General features: G+C 39.0%; 20 protein-coding genes and 1 pseudogene. 6 read left to right on the forward strand and 15 right to left on the reverse strand.

Annotated features, from left to right (window positions below):
• Window positions 1-254 precede the first annotated feature (254 nt).
• The 8 genes from ispD to KVT27_RS16475 form a co-directional block, all read right to left on the reverse strand.
• Window positions 255-950 carry a 2-C-methyl-D-erythritol 4-phosphate cytidylyltransferase gene (gene ispD / locus KVT27_RS16440; protein WP_036121646.1) on the reverse strand — a complete coding sequence of 232 codons (696 nt, stop codon included), beginning with the start codon at window positions 948-950 and terminating at the stop codon, window positions 255-257.
• Window positions 951-961: 11 nt separating this feature from the next.
• Window positions 962-2047 (reverse strand): PIN/TRAM domain-containing protein, encoded by a 1086-nt coding sequence (locus KVT27_RS16445; RefSeq protein ID WP_036121647.1) that lies wholly within the window; start codon window positions 2045-2047, stop codon window positions 962-964.
• Between the two features lie 216 nt (window positions 2048-2263).
• Window positions 2264-3640 (reverse strand): DNA repair protein RadA, encoded by a 1377-nt coding sequence (gene radA, locus KVT27_RS16450; RefSeq protein ID WP_008180607.1) that lies wholly within the window; start codon window positions 3638-3640, stop codon window positions 2264-2266.
• Between the two features lie 91 nt (window positions 3641-3731).
• On the reverse strand, window positions 3732-6176 hold the full coding sequence (locus KVT27_RS16455) for an ATP-dependent Clp protease ATP-binding subunit (RefSeq protein ID WP_008180611.1): 2445 nt from the start codon (window positions 6174-6176) through the stop codon (window positions 3732-3734).
• A complete protein-coding gene (gene mcsB / locus KVT27_RS16460; RefSeq protein ID WP_036121652.1) occupies window positions 6166-7275 on the reverse strand; it encodes a protein-arginine kinase McsB in 1110 nt (369 codons plus the stop codon). Before mcsB ends, KVT27_RS16455 begins: the two co-directional genes overlap by 11 nt.
• The gene (locus tag KVT27_RS16465) at window positions 7272-7814 is read right to left on the reverse strand and encodes a UvrB/UvrC motif-containing protein (protein WP_025116467.1); all 543 of its coding nucleotides are present in this window, start codon (window positions 7812-7814) and stop codon (window positions 7272-7274) included. Before KVT27_RS16465 ends, mcsB begins: the two co-directional genes overlap by 4 nt.
• Window positions 7815-7827: 13 nt before the next feature.
• Window positions 7828-8298, reverse strand: coding sequence for a CtsR family transcriptional regulator (locus tag KVT27_RS16470; RefSeq protein ID WP_031416734.1), 471 nt, complete (start codon window positions 8296-8298; stop codon window positions 7828-7830).
• Window positions 8299-8561: 263 nt separating this feature from the next.
• Window positions 8562-8867, reverse strand: a complete 306-nt coding sequence (locus KVT27_RS16475) for a DUF4870 domain-containing protein (RefSeq protein WP_036121655.1) — start codon at window positions 8865-8867, stop codon at window positions 8562-8564.
• A 125-nt stretch (window positions 8868-8992) separates the two neighbouring features.
• Between KVT27_RS16475 and KVT27_RS16480 the strand changes: the two genes are divergently transcribed.
• Together KVT27_RS16480 and corA are read left to right on the forward strand one after the other, a co-directional pair.
• Window positions 8993-9676 (forward strand): class I SAM-dependent methyltransferase, encoded by a 684-nt coding sequence (locus KVT27_RS16480; protein ID WP_217581630.1) that lies wholly within the window; start codon window positions 8993-8995, stop codon window positions 9674-9676.
• 35 nt (window positions 9677-9711) lie between these two features.
• Window positions 9712-10674: a magnesium/cobalt transporter CorA gene (gene corA / locus KVT27_RS16485; RefSeq protein ID WP_217581659.1), complete on the forward strand. Its 963-nt coding sequence runs from the start codon at window positions 9712-9714 to the stop codon at window positions 10672-10674.
• A gap of 55 nt (window positions 10675-10729) precedes the next feature.
• On the opposite strand, the gene KVT27_RS16490 is transcribed toward corA, so the two are convergent.
• On the reverse strand, window positions 10730-10939 hold the full coding sequence (locus KVT27_RS16490) for a hypothetical protein (RefSeq protein WP_008180623.1): 210 nt from the start codon (window positions 10937-10939) through the stop codon (window positions 10730-10732).
• A gap of 281 nt (window positions 10940-11220) precedes the next feature.
• On the opposite strand from KVT27_RS16490, the pseudogene KVT27_RS27535 reads away from it, so the two are divergent.
• Window positions 11221-11766: pseudogene (locus tag KVT27_RS27535) on the forward strand (protoglobin family protein); the annotation flags it as partial.
• Window positions 11749-12531, forward strand: a complete 783-nt coding sequence (locus KVT27_RS27540; protein WP_369794269.1) for a methyl-accepting chemotaxis protein — start codon at window positions 11749-11751, stop codon at window positions 12529-12531. The pseudogene KVT27_RS27535 and the gene KVT27_RS27540, both read left to right, overlap by 18 nt.
• A gap of 46 nt (window positions 12532-12577) precedes the next feature.
• On the opposite strand, the gene KVT27_RS16500 is transcribed toward KVT27_RS27540, so the two are convergent.
• The 5 genes from KVT27_RS16500 to adh all read right to left on the reverse strand — a co-directional run bounded on the left by KVT27_RS16500 (window position 12578) and on the right by adh (window position 17796).
• Window positions 12578-13057, reverse strand: a complete 480-nt coding sequence (locus tag KVT27_RS16500; protein WP_025116473.1) for an acyl-CoA thioesterase — start codon at window positions 13055-13057, stop codon at window positions 12578-12580.
• A 68-nt stretch (window positions 13058-13125) separates the two neighbouring features.
• Window positions 13126-14553, reverse strand: a complete 1428-nt coding sequence (locus KVT27_RS16505; protein ID WP_036147902.1) for an aldehyde dehydrogenase family protein — start codon at window positions 14551-14553, stop codon at window positions 13126-13128.
• Window positions 14554-14593: 40 nt separating this feature from the next.
• Window positions 14594-15562: a DUF4003 family protein gene (locus KVT27_RS16510; protein WP_217581631.1), complete on the reverse strand. Its 969-nt coding sequence runs from the start codon at window positions 15560-15562 to the stop codon at window positions 14594-14596.
• A 332-nt stretch (window positions 15563-15894) separates the two neighbouring features.
• A complete protein-coding gene (locus KVT27_RS16515) occupies window positions 15895-16254 on the reverse strand; it encodes a DUF779 domain-containing protein (protein WP_036121675.1) in 360 nt (119 codons plus the stop codon).
• A 21-nt stretch (window positions 16255-16275) separates the two neighbouring features.
• The gene (gene adh / locus KVT27_RS16520) at window positions 16276-17796 is read right to left on the reverse strand and encodes an aldehyde dehydrogenase (RefSeq protein WP_036121678.1); all 1521 of its coding nucleotides are present in this window, start codon (window positions 17794-17796) and stop codon (window positions 16276-16278) included.
• A gap of 239 nt (window positions 17797-18035) precedes the next feature.
• On the opposite strand from adh, the gene rluF reads away from it, so the two are divergent.
• A complete protein-coding gene (gene rluF / locus KVT27_RS16525) occupies window positions 18036-18737 on the forward strand; it encodes a 23S rRNA pseudouridine(2604) synthase RluF (RefSeq protein ID WP_150906493.1) in 702 nt (233 codons plus the stop codon).
• Between the two features lie 22 nt (window positions 18738-18759).
• A complete protein-coding gene (locus tag KVT27_RS16530) occupies window positions 18760-19479 on the forward strand; it encodes a DUF6904 family protein (protein WP_217581632.1) in 720 nt (239 codons plus the stop codon).
• 41 nt (window positions 19480-19520) lie between these two features.
• On the opposite strand, the gene KVT27_RS16535 is transcribed toward KVT27_RS16530, so the two are convergent.
• Window positions 19521-20018 (reverse strand): cupin domain-containing protein, encoded by a 498-nt coding sequence (locus KVT27_RS16535; protein WP_036121687.1) that lies wholly within the window; start codon window positions 20016-20018, stop codon window positions 19521-19523.
• Window positions 20019-20123: the final 105 nt, after the last annotated feature.

The raw sequence follows: 20123 nt of genomic DNA on the forward strand, positions 1-20123 counted from the left end.
CTAGGAAATTGAGCTGATAGCAAATAGTGAGCATTTTCTTGTACCGTTAGATCTATTACACCTTACCACCTAGGTGTGATTGCTTCTAGTTTTTTCAAGCTATAAATCCTTATTCACATTGATATCGCGCGCCATTATTACAACAGCCATTTGAACGACAGCTAAAAAAAAAGCATATCCTCTTCGTCATTTCTTGCTACATCAATATAAAATCTCATTAGCAACTATCACTAATGAGATGTTTAAACTACTAACTATTCGTTTAGTTGCAATGCGCGTTTTCGTAAAATAGCTTCTCCGAATAGTAAATCCTCTTGCGTCGTCATTTTTACATTTTCGTAGCTGCTTTCTACAATATGCACCGTGTGACCCAGACGCTCGACTAGCATCGCTTCATCGGTACCAAGAAAACCTACTTTTTCAGCAACATCCTCTGCCTCAACAATTAAATCAAACCGAAAGGCTTGCGGCGTTTGAATCATCCATAGGCTGTCGCGATCTACCGTTTCCTCAATGACACCATTTCTAACTTTTTTCATTGTATCTTTCGCTCGGACACCTGCTATAGCTGCACCAAAGTCGTGGGCACTTTGAACAAGTTTTGCAATAATATCATGTGTAATAAAAGGCCGTGCCGCATCATGAACAAGCACAATGTCTACCTGTTGCATTTCCTTCATACATGAATGTACAGAATGCTGTCGTTCAGCACCACCATCAGGTAAACCTTTGACTTTCGTAATGCGATATTCATCGAGCAATTCTTGAATATAGATACGCTCCTCCGGTTTTACCGCGAGCCAAATACCTGTGCAAAAGGGATCTTGTTGAAAGACCTCTAATGTGTGTATCAGTATAGGCTTCTTTAAAAGTTTTAAAAATAATTTATTTTGTCCTGCCCCCATACGTTTACCGCTTCCTGCGGCAGGTAAAACTACTTCATACTGCATTTTTTCACATCCTAATCGTCCTTCGGCTTCGCAAATATCATACGACCTGCTGACGTCTGCAATACACTCGTTACTGTTACTGTTATGGCCTGTCCTATAAAGCTACGACCGCCCTCCACAACAATCATCGTACCATCGTCTAAATAAGCGACCCCTTGATTATGCTCTTTCCCATCCTTAATGACTACCACCTGCATATCTTCACCTGGAATTACGACAGGTTTTACGGCATTCGCTAAGTCATTTATATTTAATACTTTCACATGATGTAGCTCACAGACTTTATTAAGGTTAAAATCATTTGTGACAATTTGAGTATCGTTACCCATTTTTTTTGCCAGTCGTACAAGTTTTAAATCTACCTCTTGCACATCCTCAAAATCCTCATCTGTAATCTCTACATTTGTCTTACGTTCATCCTGTAACTTTCTTAATATATCTAAACCTCGACGTCCTCTTGTACGCTTTAATGTATCCGAGGAATCGGCAATATGCTGAAGCTCTGTAAGGACAAACTGAGGCACCACAAGAACCCCTTCGATGAATCCTGTTTCAGAAATATCTGCGATACGACCATCAATAATGACACTTGTATCTAATAATTTGTAACTTCCTCGCACTTCTGGAATTTCAGCACCCTCAGCAGCTTTTTTCTTCGTATGATTACTACGTAAAGTAAAAAGCTGTATTAATTCATCCCTTTTTCTAAAACCTAGACGGAAGCCTAAATATCCTAATACAAATGACAGGATAATAGGGAGTACCTCTGTAACAAAGGGGACCTTTACACTATTAATAGCAAAGCCTAAGAAATACGCTACAATTAGCCCTATTATTAGGCCAAGCGTACCGAATAATAAATCTCCGACAGGGACCTTAAACAGGACCTCTTCCATCCAACTAATGAGCTTCACAAAATAATCGGAAAACGCAAATGACAATGTAAACAGTAAAAGCGCTCCTAATGCTACTGATACGTAAGGATTATCAAGCCAAGGATTAGATGATAAATGAAGCAATTCGTATAATGGCGGTAAGAAAACAAGGCCCAACGCTCCTCCAATCAGTAAAAAAGCAATTTGAACAAATTTTTTCACAAGCTGTCACCTCCTATTGTTAGTTAAGATTATACATAGTTTACTGTAGAAAATCCTTCATCAGCCCATCAAATTATCATTATTTAATCTCTATTTTCCATTACACCTTCACCATGCATTAACTAGGACGCCTATCCCTTTACTTGAGTTTCCTCTTTTTCCGTCAAAACTGAAGGAAATGCATGTCAGAATAATATCCAACATGCATGGTTTTTCCTATAACTCTCTAAAGCAGGCATTTAATGCATCCTTTATCGTTTCTACCCCGATAATTTCAATCCCTTGTGGAAAATCCCATCCACCTATATTGGAAGTAGGTATGAATACTCTTTTAAAACCAAGCTTCGCTGCTTCAATGACACGTTGCTCAATACGGGATACTCGGCGCACCTCTCCTGTCAGACCTACCTCACCAACAAAGCAATCCGTTGCTCGCACAGCCTGATCCTTAAAGCTAGAAACGATGCTTGTCAGAACAGCTAAATCGATGGCAGGTTCGTCCAATTTTACACCACCAGCAACTTTAATATATGCATCCTGCGCTTGTAGCATGAGACCCATACGCTTTTCAAGTACGGCCATCAGTAATTGCACTCTATTTTGATCAACCCCTGTTGCCATCCGCTTAGGGTAATTAAAGCTGGTAGGCGTTACGAGTGACTGGATTTCAACGAGTATTGGCCTTGTTCCCTCCATTGAGGCAACAATCGTGGAGCCCGCAGCTCCTTGTGAACGCTCCTGTAAAAACAGCTCAGATGGGTTCAAAACCTCTTTTAGCCCACCCTGTAGCATTTCAAATATAGCAATTTCATTTGTAGAACCGAAGCGGTTCTTTTGACTTCGTAAAATACGATGATTATGATGTCTTTCCCCTTCAAAATACAGGACTGTATCCACCATATGCTCTAAAATACGAGGCCCTGCTATTTGCCCCTCTTTCGTAACATGCCCAACTAAGAAGATCGCAATTCCTTTTGTCTTAGCAATTCGCATAAGCTCAGCTGTACACTCACGGACCTGTGAGACACTACCTGGCGCACTTGTTACCTCTGGATGAAAGACGGTTTGTATGGAATCGACAATGACAAATTTCGGCTGTACTTCCTCAATCGTTTGATTCAAAAACTCAAGATTTGTTTCAGAATAAATATACAGCTCTTGCGAAATTACCCCCAAACGCTCCGCACGTAGCTTCGTTTGACGGATAGATTCCTCACCAGAAATATACAGCACACGATGACCTTTATTAGAAAGCAAGGCTGAAACTTGTAGTAATAAAGTGGATTTCCCAATCCCTGGATCACCGCCTATTAATACTAGAGAGCCAGGCACAATACCACCGCCTAATACACGGTTCAGCTCGCCCATTTCTGTCGCTACACGGGACTCTTCACTAGCTTCCACCTGAATGATAGGGATTGCCTTTTGAGTAACAGTGGCAGAATGCTGGAAAGCCCCACGTGGTCCTTTCGCAATCACTTCTACTTCCTCCACCATCTTATTCCATTCCCCACACCCTGGACATCTTCCCATCCATTTTGCTGATTCATAGCCACAGCCTGAACATACAAATTTCGTTTTTTTCTTTGCCAATTTTCTTTCACCTCGAATATTTGTTCTTATATTAATTGTACAAAAAAAAAGACAGCTTGGCACTTAATGCCTCACTGTCTTTCGTTCGAAATTATTTAGAGATAGAAACGCCCTCTTTTTTCTTCACAATAAATTCATCGTTTACATAATCAATGACAACATGATTACCCTTCTCCACATTACCTTTTAGTAATTCTTCTGATAAGCGGTCTTCCACTTGTTTTTGTAATGCTCGACGTAGTGGACGTGCACCGTATTGAGGGTCATAGCCCTCCTGTGCGATTTTTTCAAGCGCTGCATCGGTTAATTCTAGTGAAATATCTTGTTCTTTCAAACGTTTTGTTAGAGCATTCCCCATCATCGCAATGATTTCTTTTAAATGCTCTTTTTCTAATGAATGGAAGACAATCATTTCATCGATACGGTTTAAGAATTCTGGGCGGAATGCTTTTTTCAATTCTTCTAGCATCGTACTCTTCATATCGTTATGTTTAGAATCTGCGCCACCAACATTAAAACCAAGACTTTTTTGATATTTAAGTGCATCCGCGCCAACATTTGAAGTCATAATGACTACTGTATTGCGGAAGTCTACTACACGACCCTTAGAGTCCGTTAATCGTCCATCTTCAAGAACTTGCAGTAGAATATTGAAAACATCAGGGTGTGCTTTTTCAATTTCATCTAGTAATACAACAGAATATGGTTTACGACGGACTTTTTCAGTCAATTGACCACCATCGTCAAAGCCTACATAGCCTGGAGGCGAACCTACTAAACGAGAAGTCGAATGTTTCTCCATGTACTCAGACATATCGACACGAATCATAGCATCTTCGTCGCCAAACATCACTTCAGCCAGTGCTCTTGCAAGCTCTGTTTTACCAACCCCTGTAGGTCCTAAGAAAATAAATGAACCGATTGGTCGTTTTGGATCTTTAAGGCCCGCTCTTGCACGACGGATAGCACGTGAAATAGCTTCTACCGCTTCGCCTTGACCTACAACGCGTTTGTGTAGCTCTTCTTCAAGTTGTAATAATTTCGAAGATTCTTCAGAAGCGATTTTAGCTACAGGAATTCCTGTCCACATCGATACAACTGCTGCAACATCATCAACAGTCACTTTGGACTCGGCCTTGCCTTGCTCTTCTTTCCAATTCTTGCGTGTAGCTTCAATCTCATCTTTAAGCTTTTGCTCAGTATCTCTAAGTGCTGCAGCCTTTTCAAACTCTTGACCTGAAACAGCAGCGTTCTTTTCCGAGCGAACATTTTCAAGCTTATCTTCAAGTGCCTTTAAGTTTGGTGGCACTGCGAATGAACGTAAGCGAACCTTTGAACCCGCTTCATCGATAAGGTCGATTGCTTTATCCGGTAAGAAGCGGTCTGAAATATATCGATCACCCATTTTTGCCGCTGCTTCAATTGCTTCATCTGTAATTTTCACTCGGTGATGTGCTTCATAGCGGTCACGTAAACCTTGAATAATGAGAATAGCTTCTTCCACCGTTGGTTCATCCACTTGGATCGGTTGGAAACGACGCTCTAATGCTGCATCTTTTTCAATATATTTACGATATTCATCAAGCGTTGTCGCACCGATACATTGAAGCTCCCCTCGTGCTAAAGACGGTTTTAAAATATTAGATGCGTCAATCGCACCTTCTGCACCACCTGCACCGATTAAAGTATGCAATTCATCAATAAATAAAATGATATTGCCGGCTTGTCGAATTTCATCCATTACTTTTTTCAAACGGTCCTCAAATTCACCACGATATTTTGTACCTGCAACGACAGTTCCCATATCAAGCGTCATCACTCGTTTGTCGCGAAGAATTTCTGGTACTTCATTATTAATAATTTGCTGTGCTAACCCTTCAGCAATAGCTGTTTTACCAACACCTGGCTCACCAATTAGGACAGGGTTATTTTTTGTACGACGCGATAACACTTCGATAACACGTGTAATTTCCTTGCTTCGACCAATAACAGGATCTAACGTACCTTCACGGGCAATTTGCGTTAAATCACGGGCTAAACTATCTAATGTTGGGGTATTCGCCGCTTGTGCCGCTTGTTGACCAGACTGCGCGTTATCATTATTTCCTAATAATAATAAAACTTGCTGACGAGCTTTATTTAAGCCTACACCTGCATTATTTAAGACGCGAGCTGCTACACCCTCACCTTCACGGATAAGTGCTAATAGTAAATGTTCTGTACCGATATACGAATGACCTAATTTACGTGATTCGTCCACCGATAGTTCAATTACTTTTTTCGCTCGAGGCGTATAGTGAACTATTGGACCAACATCTTCTTTCCCTTTACCGACTAATTCTTCAATACCAGCTTCAATCATTTGAGGACTAATATCAATAGCTTCTAACGCTTTTGCAGCAATACCGCCGCCTTCACGTATAAGCCCTAATAAAATGTGCTCTGTTCCTATGGATTCGTGCTTCCAACGAATAGCCTCTTCCTGAGCAAGCTGTAATACTTTTTGCGCGCGTTGTGTAAAACGATTAAACATCATATAAATCCTCTCCTTTTTCCCCATTATTAGGCTTATTCGTGTGTGTTTGAAATAATGCCTCACGAAGCATTTCAGCTCGTACACGATCACGTTCAGCAGGCGGTAATGCCTCACCTGCATAATGCTGTAAAAAACCTGGTTGCATACTGACGACACACTCATTTAAAGTTGTTGCGAGTATACCGTCAATCAACTGTAGGTCGACTCCTAAACGAACATTCGAAAGACAGGTAGCCGCTTCCTCACTCGTTAAAATTCTTGCATACGTAAGGGTACCTAAAGCTCGATAAACTCGATCTTCTAAAGCCAGCTCGGCTTTTTCCATCAATCTACCTCTTGCATGCCGTTCTTTTTGTATAATTTTTTCAGCAACACTTTGTATATCTGCTAAAATATCTTCCTCTGTCTTTCCAAGAGTAATTTGGTTGGACACTTGATAAACATTTCCTAAATTTTCGCTTCCTTCACCATATATACCTCTTACGGTCATACCTAAGCGTGTCATCGCATTTATAATTTGATTCATCTGTCCCGTTAACGTAAGAGCAGGTAAATGCATCATCACAGATGCTCGTAGCCCAGTACCAATATTTGTAGGACAGCTTGTTAAATAGCCAAACGTATCTCGAAAAGCATAAGGTAAGACCTTCTCTAGAATACGGTCAATCTTATTCGCTTGTTCATAGGCATTTTGAAGCTGGAAACTCGCTGTCATACATTGAATGCGTAAATGATCCTCTTCATTCACCATAATACTCACGGATTCATCTTGTGACAGAAGCACGGAGCCCACCTGTTCTTTTTTGGCCAGCTGCGGACTAATCAAATGCTTTTCTACAAGAATTTGACGTTGTAAAGGTGTTAGATCATTGATAGCAAAATATGCATAATCATTTTGAAGGGTTGGACTATCGCTTACTGCATGTGTAACTGCCTGTTCCACCTGTAAAGCCTCGTTCTCTGAAAACGATAGTGGAAAACGATAGCCATCTAAATTTCGAGCAAGGCGAATTCGTGTACTAATGACAATATCAGAATAGTCGTCTTCAATACGCATCCAAGTAGGTGTCGCACGCTCTAAAAACGATTCAATCATCAAGACACATCACCACCTTCAAATTGTAGCTGCTTCTCAAGCTCTTTGACTTCATCTCGAAGCTTTGCTGCCTCTTCGAATTGCTCTTCATCTACAGCGAACTTCATGCGTTTACGGATATCCTCTATTTGCTTTTTAATGACATACACATTGCTATGGGCACCTGGCATTTTCCCAATATGTTGGGGGCCCGCCTGTATGCGGTTAAAGAGCTTAGGTAAATGCTCACTAAAAGTGTCATAACAGCTTGGGCAACCAAACTTACCTTCTTTTAAAAATTGCTTATACGTAAATTCACATTGTGGGCATGTTTGCTGTTGTGGCTGTGTTTGTTGTTTTTCTCCTACCTTTTGCCATGTAGGTGAGCCAAACCAGTTTGATAATAACTGTTGTATGGAAACTGGCTCTTGTTTAAACTCTGCATGAAATGGATGGAATTGTGAGGCGCAGACGTCACAATAATGGTGCTCCACCTTTTGCCCATTTTGAACTTGTGTTACAGTAACTGTCGCATTACGTTGTTTACAATGTTCACATATCATTTCCATCACCTCACTATTTCTGTTGCTCGTATTTTATAGTTGTCAGCATCGCCCGCAATATTTTTGCACGAATTATATCTCTTAGAGGGAGATGTAAATCGATTGTTGAGCGATCAATTGCTGCTAACATTAATTTCGCTTCTCGCTTTGAAATTACCTGCTCATCGATAAGTCGATATACTAAATCTTCTGCCATTGTTTGCGATGCTCCACCTTCAATATGCCGGAGAACATCGTCGATTAGATCAATCTGTGAATTCGCGCGGACACGTAAAATTCGAATGTATCCACCACCACCTCGCTTGCTCTCCACAAGGTAACCTCGCTCGGCGGTAAATCTTGTATTAATGACATAATTTATTTGTGATGGTACACATTGAAATTTGTCTGCAATTTCACTACGTTTTATTTCAATATGTCCTTCTCCACCTAATTCAAGTACTTGCTTTAAGTAACCTTCTATGATGTCTGATATATTACGCATTTTAGGAATACACCTCGCTTGCTTCACTGACTTTGACTATCTTTGACTTTCTTTGAGTATATTATACAAAACGCTTGAAAATAATTGCAATGATTTCGCCTAGAGAAAAATGAAAAGGCTAAAAAACGATATTCAAGCGTAGAAAATAGCACTAATTAGTGGTTATCAAGCATATCATTTTGCTTCCTACACCTAATGTACCCTTTTTATCCATAGAAAAAACGCAAGCATATGCAACTAGCATATACTTGCGTCTATAAAAATTATACCCAACGACCTACAATCGGATAACGCCAAGGCTCGTCAGTTAATGCTTTGACAATACCTATAATTGGTACTACAAATAGCATAATCCCAAAAACAATTAAAAATGGAATGCCAATAATGAAAATGCTTAAGAATCCAGAAACAGCAAGTAAAATTGCCATGACAAGTTGGAAAAGAATAGCTTGAATAGAAATTGCCTTCACTTCCTCATCCGAACTAATTAAAAAGAAGATAATGGGAACTAACCATGGCGCAAAAAACGAACTTGCGTGTATGATTACTTTAGACCATTTACTCTCCATATATATCAACCCTTTCTTTATACGTTATCTATCGTTTTATGTACTACTATTTACGGAACTATACCCGTAATAGTTTCAGTTTAAAGTGAGTTTTTTAAAAAAATTTTGAAAGGTCGTGATGAGAAATGGAATTCAACCACATATTAGCAAATGAATATGAAAAGGGGATTCGCCGTACTCTACCAAGCTATGATGCAATGCTTCGTTTAATACAAACTTTTTATCGTTCCACATTACATGAGCATGCGGATATATTGGTTGTTGGTGCAGGTAGTGGCAATGAAATATTGCAGCTAGCAGATGGAAGACCACATTGGTCATTTACTGGTATTGATCCGTCAGAATCCATGCTCGAAATAGCAAAGGAGCGTCTCCAATCTTTACCGAATGATCTGTCGTTCTATCAAGGAACATTGCTGGATACCCATCTACCTGCTATAAAATATGATGCAGCTAGTTGTGTACTCGTCCTTCATTTTATTCAAAGCTATGAAGATAAGCTATCGACCTTGAAAGAAATTTGGAACCATTTACAACCTGGCGCACCGTTTGTCCTAGTTTCGAAATACGGTCAACCTGGTACTATTGAAACGGAACTGCAATTCGATTTATGGCGTTCCTATTGGCTCCAACATACAAAGCTTTCCGTAGCTGATGTTGCAGAAATGGAAAAATCCATCCGGGCCCTGTCATTTATGCCCGAGGAAGCGATTTTAACTTTATTACAAGAAGTAGGTTTTATAAAACCTGCTCGATTTTTTGCCACTACTTTGTTTGGTGGATGGGTATGCTTTAAAGAAGAAGATTAAATTTATTTTGTAGTAAATACTTTGAGGTGAAAGCTGTGATAAGCACCATTGGCATTACAAAAAAACAACAATTACTAAAAGATTTCCCTTTGGAATCGATACATCAACAAGAATTCGAATGGTACTGGGTCGATTTTAATTGCCCTACTGCAGAGGAAGAATCTTTGCTAGATTCATTTTTTCATTTTCACCCACTAGCTATTGAAGATTGCTTAATGCGATTACAACGACCTAAACTCGATTTTTATGACGATTTCCATTTTTTCGTCATTCATCGATTAAACGAGCTGACCTTAGCTGCAGAAGAGGTTAATATTTTTGCCTCGAATAAGTATATTGTGACATTCCATAAGAACCCCGTTCCCGAAATTGAAAAGGTACAAAAGACGTTAGAAAGCCAGCCAAAAAACTGGGAACGTGGCACAGTCTACTTAACGTATCAAACCATTGATAAAATCGTTGATAGTTATTTTCCACTTGTTTATAAAATTGAAGATCATTTAAATGCACTTGAAGGCGAGCTTACATACCAAAGCAATGTAAATGCCATGAAGATTGTCTTCGAGTTTCGTAGTGATTTGCTCGATTTGCGGCGTGCCATTTTACCGATGCGAGACCTTTTATATCGAGTACTTAATTCTTACCGCTTTTCATTGAACAAATCTGAAAGAGCTTATTTTGGAGATATATACGACCATCTTTTAAAACTGACAGAAATGGTTGAATCCAATCGAGAGCTGACAGCAGATATGCGAGATAGTTATATGGCTATGAGCTCAAGCCGCATGAACGGCATAATGATGACTCTAACAATCGTCTCAACGATCTTCATTCCACTAACCTTTATTGCAGGTGTTTATGGGATGAACTTTGATAATATGCCTGAGCTACATGGACAATACAGCTATTTTATTGTCCTCGGTATTATGATTATTGTTGTAATCGCTATGCTTACTATCTTTAAACATAAAGGCTGGTTTAAATTATTTAAGCCTTAATTCCCACAAAAAGCTGCTCGTTTAACAATCAAACGAGCAGCTTCATTTATCACTATTAGTAAGGACCTCGATCGTCAATTTTATTGTCACCCTGCTGTGGGAATAAAAAGTATGCTAAAACCCCTGACCCTAGAGCGGCGCAAATTGTAATTAATAGCTGTTCAATATGTGGTACTTCCGCATAGTAGTTTCGTAGCATGTAAACGGAACCTATTGCAACAATGACCATGACTGGAATAACGAATTTAAAGCGTTTTTTCTCCATATAATACCTCCTCCTATAATCTTTCACGTTCAATTTTTCTCTCCTTAAACAGTTCGTATTTTACAGGTTTCCCAATTTAAATTCAAATTTACTTCGCCTCACTAGTCGGACTGCCAATAAAGTAAAAAAATAAAGAAATAACCAAATTTTTAACCAAATATTCAGCAAATAATAGTAAAATAGATTTAATACCAATTATTTATCAAATTTACAGACCTAACAAATTCAGAAGTGCATTTTACTCACAATTATTATGGATATTAAGAATGGAGCAAACAATAATGAGTTGGTTTTCAAAAAACAGCAGTTCCAGCTACTCAATTACATTAACACCTGAAAATTTTAAGGGCCATGTACAATTAGATGTTTTAAGTCATCCAAACCTTCAAAAGCAATTACAGCTTTTAAATTTAACAATTGAGGATTTAGCCATTATTAAGCAACTACAACCGTTAGCTAAGGATCTAATTCCTGCAATGGTGGAGCAATTTTATGCAGCCATTAGCTTGAGCCAAGATTTAGTAGACATTATTAATAGAACCTCGCATATAGATCGTTTAAAAGTTACGTTACATAAGCATTTAAGCGATATTTTTGAAAGTCATATTAATGACGCCTATATCGCTGAAAGAAAAGCCATTGCTGAAACTCATGTTCGAATTGGCTTACAATCAAAATGGTATATAGCATCCTTCCAATCCCTTACTTCTACGTTCACAAATTTTGTGAATGAAGTGGATATCTCAAAGAATGATGCCATTCGTGCAATTAACGCATTTTGCAAAATCATTAATTTTGAGCAACAGCTTGTGATCGAGGCATACGAAAAAGAGGAAGATCGTATTCGAACAGCCGCTGATCAAACGAAAAACGCCCTTGTTACGACAATTCAAAGTACAGCTGAGGAGCTTAATGCCATTAGTGAAGAGACAGCTGCATCGTTGTTAGTCATTTCCTCGCAAACGGATGATATTGCAGAGGCAACCAAACAGGGATTAAGCTTCGTTGCAGATACACAGGAGAAATCAAGACGTGGGCAACATCAGCTGAAAGAGCAAAATGATTTAATCCAAGTTATTTTACAAAGTGTCAACAGCCTTGAGGTAACTATGAATCAGTTACGTACCTCCTCTCAAAAAATTTCTGAGATTGTAGGACTTGTCACGGGCATTGCGGATCAAACAAATTTATTAGCTTTAAATGCGTCTATTGAGGCAGCTCGAGCAGGGGAACATGGCAAAGGCTTCGCCGTAGTAGCAGAGGAAGTACGAAAGCTTGCTGAAGAAACGAAAAATGCCGTGCAAAATGTGTCACATCTCATTAAAGAAACTGAAAGTAATATTACAACAATGGCAAATTCAGTTATTAATGTTGATCAAAAAATTCAACATAGCGTTAATACGCAAGAAAACTTATCTAAATCATTTAATGATATAGCTGATGCCGTATCTGGCATTCAACAACAGTATGTTCATACATCTAGAGACATTTCAGCCATTTCTAATTTAATTACCGAGCTATCACAAGGAGCTACACTTGTTTCCTCTTCTTCTGATTCACTTATTAATGTAGTTAATGAATTGAATATGTAATATAACAAAGGGAGCCCCACCGCTTTAGGTGAAGCTCCCTTTAACCTTAATGTGGCAATGCACGCTTTTGTTTACGATGCTCTCGTCTTGCAGGCCCTGTTTCAAATAAACGTTTTTCCTCATCTGTTTCAGGATAAATGGCAGGTACCGGTACCGGTTTTCCTTCTTCATTTACTGCAACCATGGTTACAAATGATTCTGTCGTTAATTTTTCCTCACCAGTCTCTATATTGCGGGAAACAACGCGAACATAAACCTCCATTGAAGAACGTCCTGTAGAGGAAACTATACTTTCAATTTCAAGAATATCTCCTACATGGGCAGCCGATAAAAAATCAACTGAGTCTATTGAAGCTGTGACTACAAGTCCCTTCGCATGTTTCATCGCTGTAATAGCAGCAATTTCATCAATATAAGCTAACACTCTTCCACCGAAAATGGAATTGTGATTGTTTGTGTCTGGAGGTAATACGAGACGTGATTGAACCGTACGTGATTGGCTCATGGGTACAGCATTGTTTGTCATATTTCTTGTAACTTCCCTTCATGTATGTTCTTTCGTCATCGTATCGTAGAAAAAGAGCTTATGCAAATTTAGAACGATTTTTTCATCGTAATAAATTTCATGTCTGTCATTTCCTCAATGGCCCATTTAATGCCCTCTCGCCCATAGCCACTCATCTTCACACCACCATAGGGCATATTATCTACACGGAATGTCGGAACATCATTTATAATGACAGCACCTGCCTGTAATTCGTCGGCTGCATACAAGGCATCTGGTAATACATTCGTGTAAATACCTGCATTTAAGCCAAGGTCCGACTCATTGACAAGTCGAATTGCGTCATCTAATGTTTCATATGAAACAATTGAGACGATTGGCGCGAATGTTTCCTGACAAACAATTTTCATATCAGCCGTCACATTCGTCATAACAGTTGGGGTTAACGTCCGTTCTGTAAATACTCCTCCAGTTGCAATAACTGCTCCTTGTGCCTGTGCTTCTTCAATCCACTCTTTAATTCGTCCAACCTCATTCGGGTTGATCATAGCACTTACATCTGTGTTTTTATCTAAAGGATCTCCTACTACAAGCTTTTTAGTTTCCGCAACAAATGCCTCCGTAAATTCATCAATAATAGAAGAATGTACATAAATGCGTTGTAACGAAATACATACTTGTCCAGCAAAGTTAAAGGCACCGCTCACACAACGACTTATAATTTTAGTAAAAGGCGTCGATGGTTCGACAATGACAGCTGCATTAGAACCAAGCTCTAAAGTTACTTTACGTAAGCCAACTTTTTCTTTAATACCTAATCCAACTTTACCACTGCCCGTAAACGTCACCTTTTTGACGTGAGGATGTGTAACCAAAGTATCGCTGAGCTCTCCACCACTTCCTGTCACAATTTGCAACGCTCCATCTGGCAAACCTGCTTCACGGAAAATTTCTGCCATAACAAGAGAACTTAATGGTGTTTGAGTTGCCGGCTTTAAAACAACTGTATTACCTACTGCAAACGCCGGTCCTAATTTATGGGCCACTAAATTAAACGGAAAATTAAACGGTGTAATAGCAGAAATTACCCCCAATGGCTCTCTCTTTGTCCAGCCTATACGATCTCCTGCTCCAGGTGCCGCATCCATCGGTACAGTTTCGCCTTTTGGTTGTTTGGCACCCTCTGCTGCAAATTGATAGGTGGCAATGGTACGATCAATTTCCGCTAACCCTGCTGTCAAAGGCTTTCCTGCCTCTAATGCTAAAATCTCTGCAAATTCTTCTTTTCGTTGTCGCATTAAATCGACAACTTTATATAAAATTTCGGCACGCTCGTAGGCTGTCGTCTTTTTAAACGAAAGGAATGCTTGCTGTGCACCATCGATTGCTCTCTCCACATCTTGTATAGATGCCTTTGCCACTTGAGCAATCACCTCACCACTATATGGTGATTTTAGCTCATAGCTTTCCTTTGCATCTTGCCATTGACCATTAATCCACAGTTTTGTTTCCTTCATCCTTCAAATGCACCTCCCATAATTGTTCTCCCTCATTCTATCACGAAGAGCTCGAACTCGATGCAATAGCGGCTGCACTAACTGCCGCTATCATTGCAGCATGCTGAGCTTGAATTAATAATTCAATAGATGACATAAGCGTCATAGACAGTGATTTTTGTACTTTCGCCATATCATAAATGGCGATTTGTACAGCCATAAAGAAAACAAATTCACGATGCCATTTTAATAATTTTAAATCCTTTAATTCATGATATAAATGTATAACTTCTTGCAATTGGTGATGAGTAAGATCTAGTAAGGCTAAAAATCCAAGTAAGGGATAATGCATGGCCTTTACTTTGACATCTTGATTTTTTAGCGTATCTCGAATGGTCACGACATTGGGCACTAGTTGACGATCAAATTGTGGAGATAGGAAGGTTAATACTTGTGACAACCATTGCAGCTCATTCCCTGCATTAAAATTATATGTTCGTAACTCTTTATAATAGCGATTCATCGTTTCCGCACGTACTTCCACATCATCAGATGGACTACTTAGTAACACAGTGTATGGAATATCTTCATAGGATGTTAAAAATGGATGATGTTTCCGAATGGCATCAAATAAAGCTCTAGCTGCATATGCATGCGCGTTTTTATCCTTTTCGTCCTCTGTCAAAAACTGAGCTGCAATATAACTAAAGTTACCGCTTCTAAATTTCGCTTCCTTTAATGCATTCACATTCGTTAATAAATTCATTACTGCTTTTTCAGCGTCCGCATGCTCCATTAAATTAGCAGCTATACTATAGCCTACCGTAGTTCTTAAGGGAGACATCCACGAGGATTGCTTCTTCATTTCCTGTAAAATATGTTTGTATTGGACCGCATCAAATGTTTTCCCTGACGCAACAAACGTACTAGCTATAGCTAAAACAATTTTACGATCCACTGTCCATCCCGCAGCCTTCGAAACATCTTCTACCGTATTTGTAAATTGATTTTCTATCATCACGTAATCCATATTTAGCACGCTCCTTTACCCATTTTACGTTACATAATACGAGAAAGATTCATCCCATTTGTAACAATTAACATAAAAAGTAAACTTAATTTAATATATGTTACCCCATTTTTTTGATTTAATAGGAAATATTAAACAAATACGAAAGGAGGAACTACTGTTGATTGCAAAAACCACTCGGAAATTAATATTTACCGTGACCTTAAAAGAACGTTTACAGCTATTTTTATTTTTACGAAATTCGTCTAACAATATAGCTTTACATACCCTTTTTTCTAAAAATTAATGCAAAAAGACAGCGGCAAAGTTTTTGCCGCTGTACAAATGACTCGTTAAATTAATCCTAGCTCCTGTAACTCCTCTGATGTGAAGGCTCTCGATCTTGTTAAAAAACGTTTTCCTTCAACGCCCTCTAATGAAAACATCCCACCTCTACCTTCCACTACATCCAGTATGATTTGAGTATGTTTCCAATAATCATATTGATTTTTATGCATATAAAATGGAGCTCCACCTATTTCGCCCAAACATATATCCTGATCACCTAATAGTAAGTCTCCGTCCGGATAACACATAGGGGAAGAACCATCACAGCACCCGCCTGATTGATGAAACATAACAGGCCCATGTTTCTCTTTTAATAGCTCGATGAGTGCCAGCGCTTCTGCCGTGGCTAATACACGTTCAATCACGCTCATGCACCTCCCTATGGATTAGAAGAAACCAAGTTTATTTTCACTATAGCTAACTAATAAATTTTTCGTTTGTTGGTAATGAGATAACATCATTTTATGATTTTCACGCCCAACTCCTGACATTTTGTAGCCACCGAATGCAGCATGTGCAGGATAAGCATGGTAGCAGTTTGTCCAAACACGACCTGCCTCTATTTCACGACCGAAGCGATATGCTGTATTAATATCTCTTGTCCAAACACCTGAACCTAAGCCATACAGTGTATCATTCGCAATTTCTAATGCCTCTTCTTTCGTTTTAAACGTAGTAACAGCTACAACAGGACCAAAAATTTCCTCCTGGAAAATACGCATTTTATTATGGCCTTTAAAGACAGTTGGTTTAACGTAGTAGCCATTTTCAAAGCCTTCTCCTACATTATTTTTCTCCCCACCGATTAGACATTCTGCACCTTCTTGCTTACCGATATCTAAATAAGAAAGGATTTTTTCCATCTGCTCGCTTGAAGCCTGTGCTCCCATCATTGTGTTTGGATCAAGCGGATTACCAACTTTAATAGCTTCTACTCGTTGTAGTACACGTTCCATAAATTTATCATAAATAGATTCCTGAATAATTGCACGGGAAGGGCATGTACATACTTCCCCTTGGTTCAGAGCAAATAATACGAAGCCTTCCACTGCTTTATCTAAAAATTCGTCGTCCTTATCCATAATATCCTCAAAGAAGATATTAGGTGATTTACCACCAAGCTCTAATGTAACTGGGATTAGGTTTTGAGACGCGTATTGCATAATCAAACGACCAGTTGTCGTCTCACCAGTGAAAGCAATCTTACCGATACGTGGATTAGATGCAAGCGGTTTCCCAGCCTCTAAACCAAAACCATTCACAATATTAATGACACCTGATGGTAATAAATCTTCTATTAGTTCCACAAGCACCATAATGGATGCTGGTGTTTGTTCTGCAGGTTTTAATACGACACAGTTACCAGCAGCTAGTGCTGGCGCAAGCTTCCATACAGCCATTAATAACGGGAAGTTCCAAGGTATAATTTGGCCCACTACCCCTATTGGCTCATGGAAATGATAAGCAACTGTATCGTTATCGATTTGGCTTACAGAGCCTTCTTGAGCACGTAAAGCTCCAGCAAAGTAACGGAAATGATCAATGGCAAGAGGGATATCTGCATTTAAAGTTTCACGTACCGCCTTTCCGTTATCCCATGTTTCGGCAACGGCTAGCTTTTCTAAATTTTGCTCGATACGGTCCGCAATTTTAAGTAAAATGTTTGCACGTTCTGTCGGTGATGTTTTTCCCCACGCATCTTTAGCAGCATGTGCTGCATCAAGTGCCAGTTCAATATCCTCAGCTGTGGAACGTGCTACTTGTGTAAAAACTTGTCCAGTAACAGGAGTGACATTATCAAAGTATTGACCCTTCACTGGAGGTGTCCATTCGCCACCAATATAATTATCATATTTCTGTTTGAATTGGACTACCGATCCTTCAGTGTTTGGAAATGCATAAACCATTTTACTTCTCCCCTTTACACAATTTAATGAGACTATCTACAAAAAACATTATTTTATAGCGAAATAACAATATTTTCATAGAGATCCTCTCATCTAATATATTGTCAGAAACAAATAATAATTTCAACTTTTTAAAAAATTTTTCAAGCAATTTATTTTTACTAGAAAAGTATATAGAATTCACGGTTTGTATAACGTTAAGGTATACTTAAAAATAATATTAGATTTAGGAGAACAATATGCGTATTAATAAATATTTAAGTGAAACAGGCATTATATCGCGTCGTGGCGCTGATAAGTGGATAGCCGAAGGAAAAGTTACAATTAACGGCGAACCTGCGACAGTTGGAAGTCAGGTAGAGAATGGCGACATTGTTTGCGTTGATGGAAAAGAGGTAAAGAAAGAACAAAAGCTTGTCTATATAGCTTTAAACAAGCCGGTCGGCATAACAAGCACAACGGAACGCCATATAAAAGGCAATGTCGTTGATTTTGTAAATCATCCTTTACGAATTTTTCATATTGGGCGTCTCGATAAGGAATCGGAGGGGCTATTGTTATTAACTAATGATGGCGATATCGTCAATAAAATTCTTCGCGCTGAAAACCATCATGAAAAAGAATATATTGTTCAAGTAGATAAACCTATAACAGAGCAATTTATTAACAAGATGGGCGCAGGTGTAGATATTCTAGATACCACGACCTTACCTTGTTATGTTGAAAAGATATCAGACAAAGTTTTTAAAATCATTTTGGAGCAAGGCTTAAATCGTCAAATACGCCGGATGTGTTCAGCTCTTGGCTACTCGGTAAAGCGTCTACAGCGTATTCGTATTATGAATATTAAGCTTGGAAATTTAAAAATAGGCCAATGGCGAGACCTAACTGATAAAGAGCAGGCAGAGCTATTCAAACTACTAAATTACACACCAAAATAAGTATTAGAGGAGGGCGAGGACGATGATTTCCATTCAAAGCACAGAGCAGTTAACAGGTGTACAAATTTGCGGAGATTTTTGGGATTTAGATGAGCTGATCAACGCTATTTACAAAGTAACTGGTGATGCCAATAAATACTATGATTATCAAGGTCCCCGACTCCGTATTTTAAGCGTTTGCTATAAACTGAGACATGCTATGCTTGGGGAACACCAACTAGAGTTTGTGAGTAACGGTGTTAATAAGAACACCCTCACACAACATGAACTGATTTTCCCCAATAAAAACATATATTTTGCTACAGATATCCTTTGGCCTGAAATTATCTTTAGTGCTATCGCTTTAAACGATTTCATTGATCTTCACCTGACATTAAACAATGCATCTATTTGGAATCATGAGATAGCGACGATTCGTAAATTTCAAGCTGCTATTGCAGATTGTTTAGAACAGGAAGTGAATGAAGAGGATTATGGAGTCTTTTTAACAATGCTACAGGCAAAAAGCCCTTTAACCTTCCTTTTCGCCACACAGTATGTGGATGTTCTGAATTTAGAATATATCCAATTAAATAAAGAAGAACGTAAAGCTCAGCTAGCAGCATTTGCATTACGCTTACTTGTAGAGGATCATGAATATGTAGCACTTAAATCACACCTAATGGAAGCCGCGATTGCCACGAAGCAACCTTTACACGCCATACAAATGCAGCTTAGCTATCCGGAAGAAATTTTATGGTAAACAAACAACGCCGCCTCACAATGAATGAGACGGCATATTTTTTATTTAATCGTTTGGTAGGCCATTTTACGAATTACAGCCTCATGCTGAGGGTAATCTGCTAAAAGCTCGTCCTGTGTAAACAATTCGAAATCATCAAAGTCAAAGCCTGGGGCAACCATACATCCCACTAAACTAAACGTATCTGCTTCCTCCACCGATGATCCAAATATCGTATTTTTAGGGACCACAATTTGTGGTATCTCCCCTGCTTCTACGTTCAAGCCAAGCTTCTTCGCTTCATATGTTCCATCTGGAAAAATCATATGGACTGTAAGCGGACTACCGGCATGGTAATACCATAGCTCATCTGACTGCAAACGATGCAGATGTGAAATGTCCTGTGAGCGAAGTAAGAAATAAATACTCGTATAAATAGGTCTCTGAACATCCCTTACTGCAATATCTTCTGCAGCCCGAAATGAAGAAATATAATAGCCTCCTTCAGGATGTTCGGCTAAATTTAGTTGTTGAATAAAATATTGTGCTGAATAGTTCAAAAAACATCACTCCTTTTTTCCACCATACCAAAAATGAATAGTAAAATGCTACCTTCGATTATTCAGTAGGAAGAACAACGAAAAAGGGCCTCTCCTTGTTGAGAC

Source organism: Lysinibacillus sp. GbtcB16, assembly GCF_019091145.1.
Taxonomy (GTDB): domain Bacteria; phylum Bacillota; class Bacilli; order Bacillales_A; family Planococcaceae; genus Lysinibacillus; species Lysinibacillus fusiformis.

Coding starts and splice junctions, on each gene's coding strand:
- KVT27_RS16465 (WP_025116467.1), bottom strand. CDS start 7,814: ATGATATGTGAACATTGTAAACAACGTAATGCGACAGTTACTGTAACA.
- rluF (WP_150906493.1), top strand. CDS start 18,036: ATGCGTATTAATAAATATTTAAGTGAAACAGGCATTATATCGCGTCGT.
- KVT27_RS16480 (WP_217581630.1), top strand. CDS start 8,993: ATGGAATTCAACCACATATTAGCAAATGAATATGAAAAGGGGATTCGC.
- KVT27_RS16455 (WP_008180611.1), bottom strand. CDS start 6,176: ATGATGTTTAATCGTTTTACACAACGCGCGCAAAAAGTATTACAGCTT.
- KVT27_RS16500 (WP_025116473.1), bottom strand. CDS start 13,057: ATGACAAACAATGCTGTACCCATGAGCCAATCACGTACGGTTCAATCA.
- adh (WP_036121678.1), bottom strand. CDS start 17,796: ATGGTTTATGCATTTCCAAACACTGAAGGATCGGTAGTCCAATTCAAA.
- KVT27_RS16510 (WP_217581631.1), bottom strand. CDS start 15,562: ATGGATTACGTGATGATAGAAAATCAATTTACAAATACGGTAGAAGAT.
- KVT27_RS16530 (WP_217581632.1), top strand. CDS start 18,760: ATGATTTCCATTCAAAGCACAGAGCAGTTAACAGGTGTACAAATTTGC.
- KVT27_RS16490 (WP_008180623.1), bottom strand. CDS start 10,939: ATGGAGAAAAAACGCTTTAAATTCGTTATTCCAGTCATGGTCATTGTT.
- KVT27_RS16475 (WP_036121655.1), bottom strand. CDS start 8,867: ATGGAGAGTAAATGGTCTAAAGTAATCATACACGCAAGTTCGTTTTTT.
- KVT27_RS16505 (WP_036147902.1), bottom strand. CDS start 14,553: ATGAAGGAAACAAAACTGTGGATTAATGGTCAATGGCAAGATGCAAAG.
- ispD (WP_036121646.1), bottom strand. CDS start 950: ATGCAGTATGAAGTAGTTTTACCTGCCGCAGGAAGCGGTAAACGTATG.
- KVT27_RS16470 (WP_031416734.1), bottom strand. CDS start 8,298: ATGCGTAATATATCAGACATCATAGAAGGTTACTTAAAGCAAGTACTT.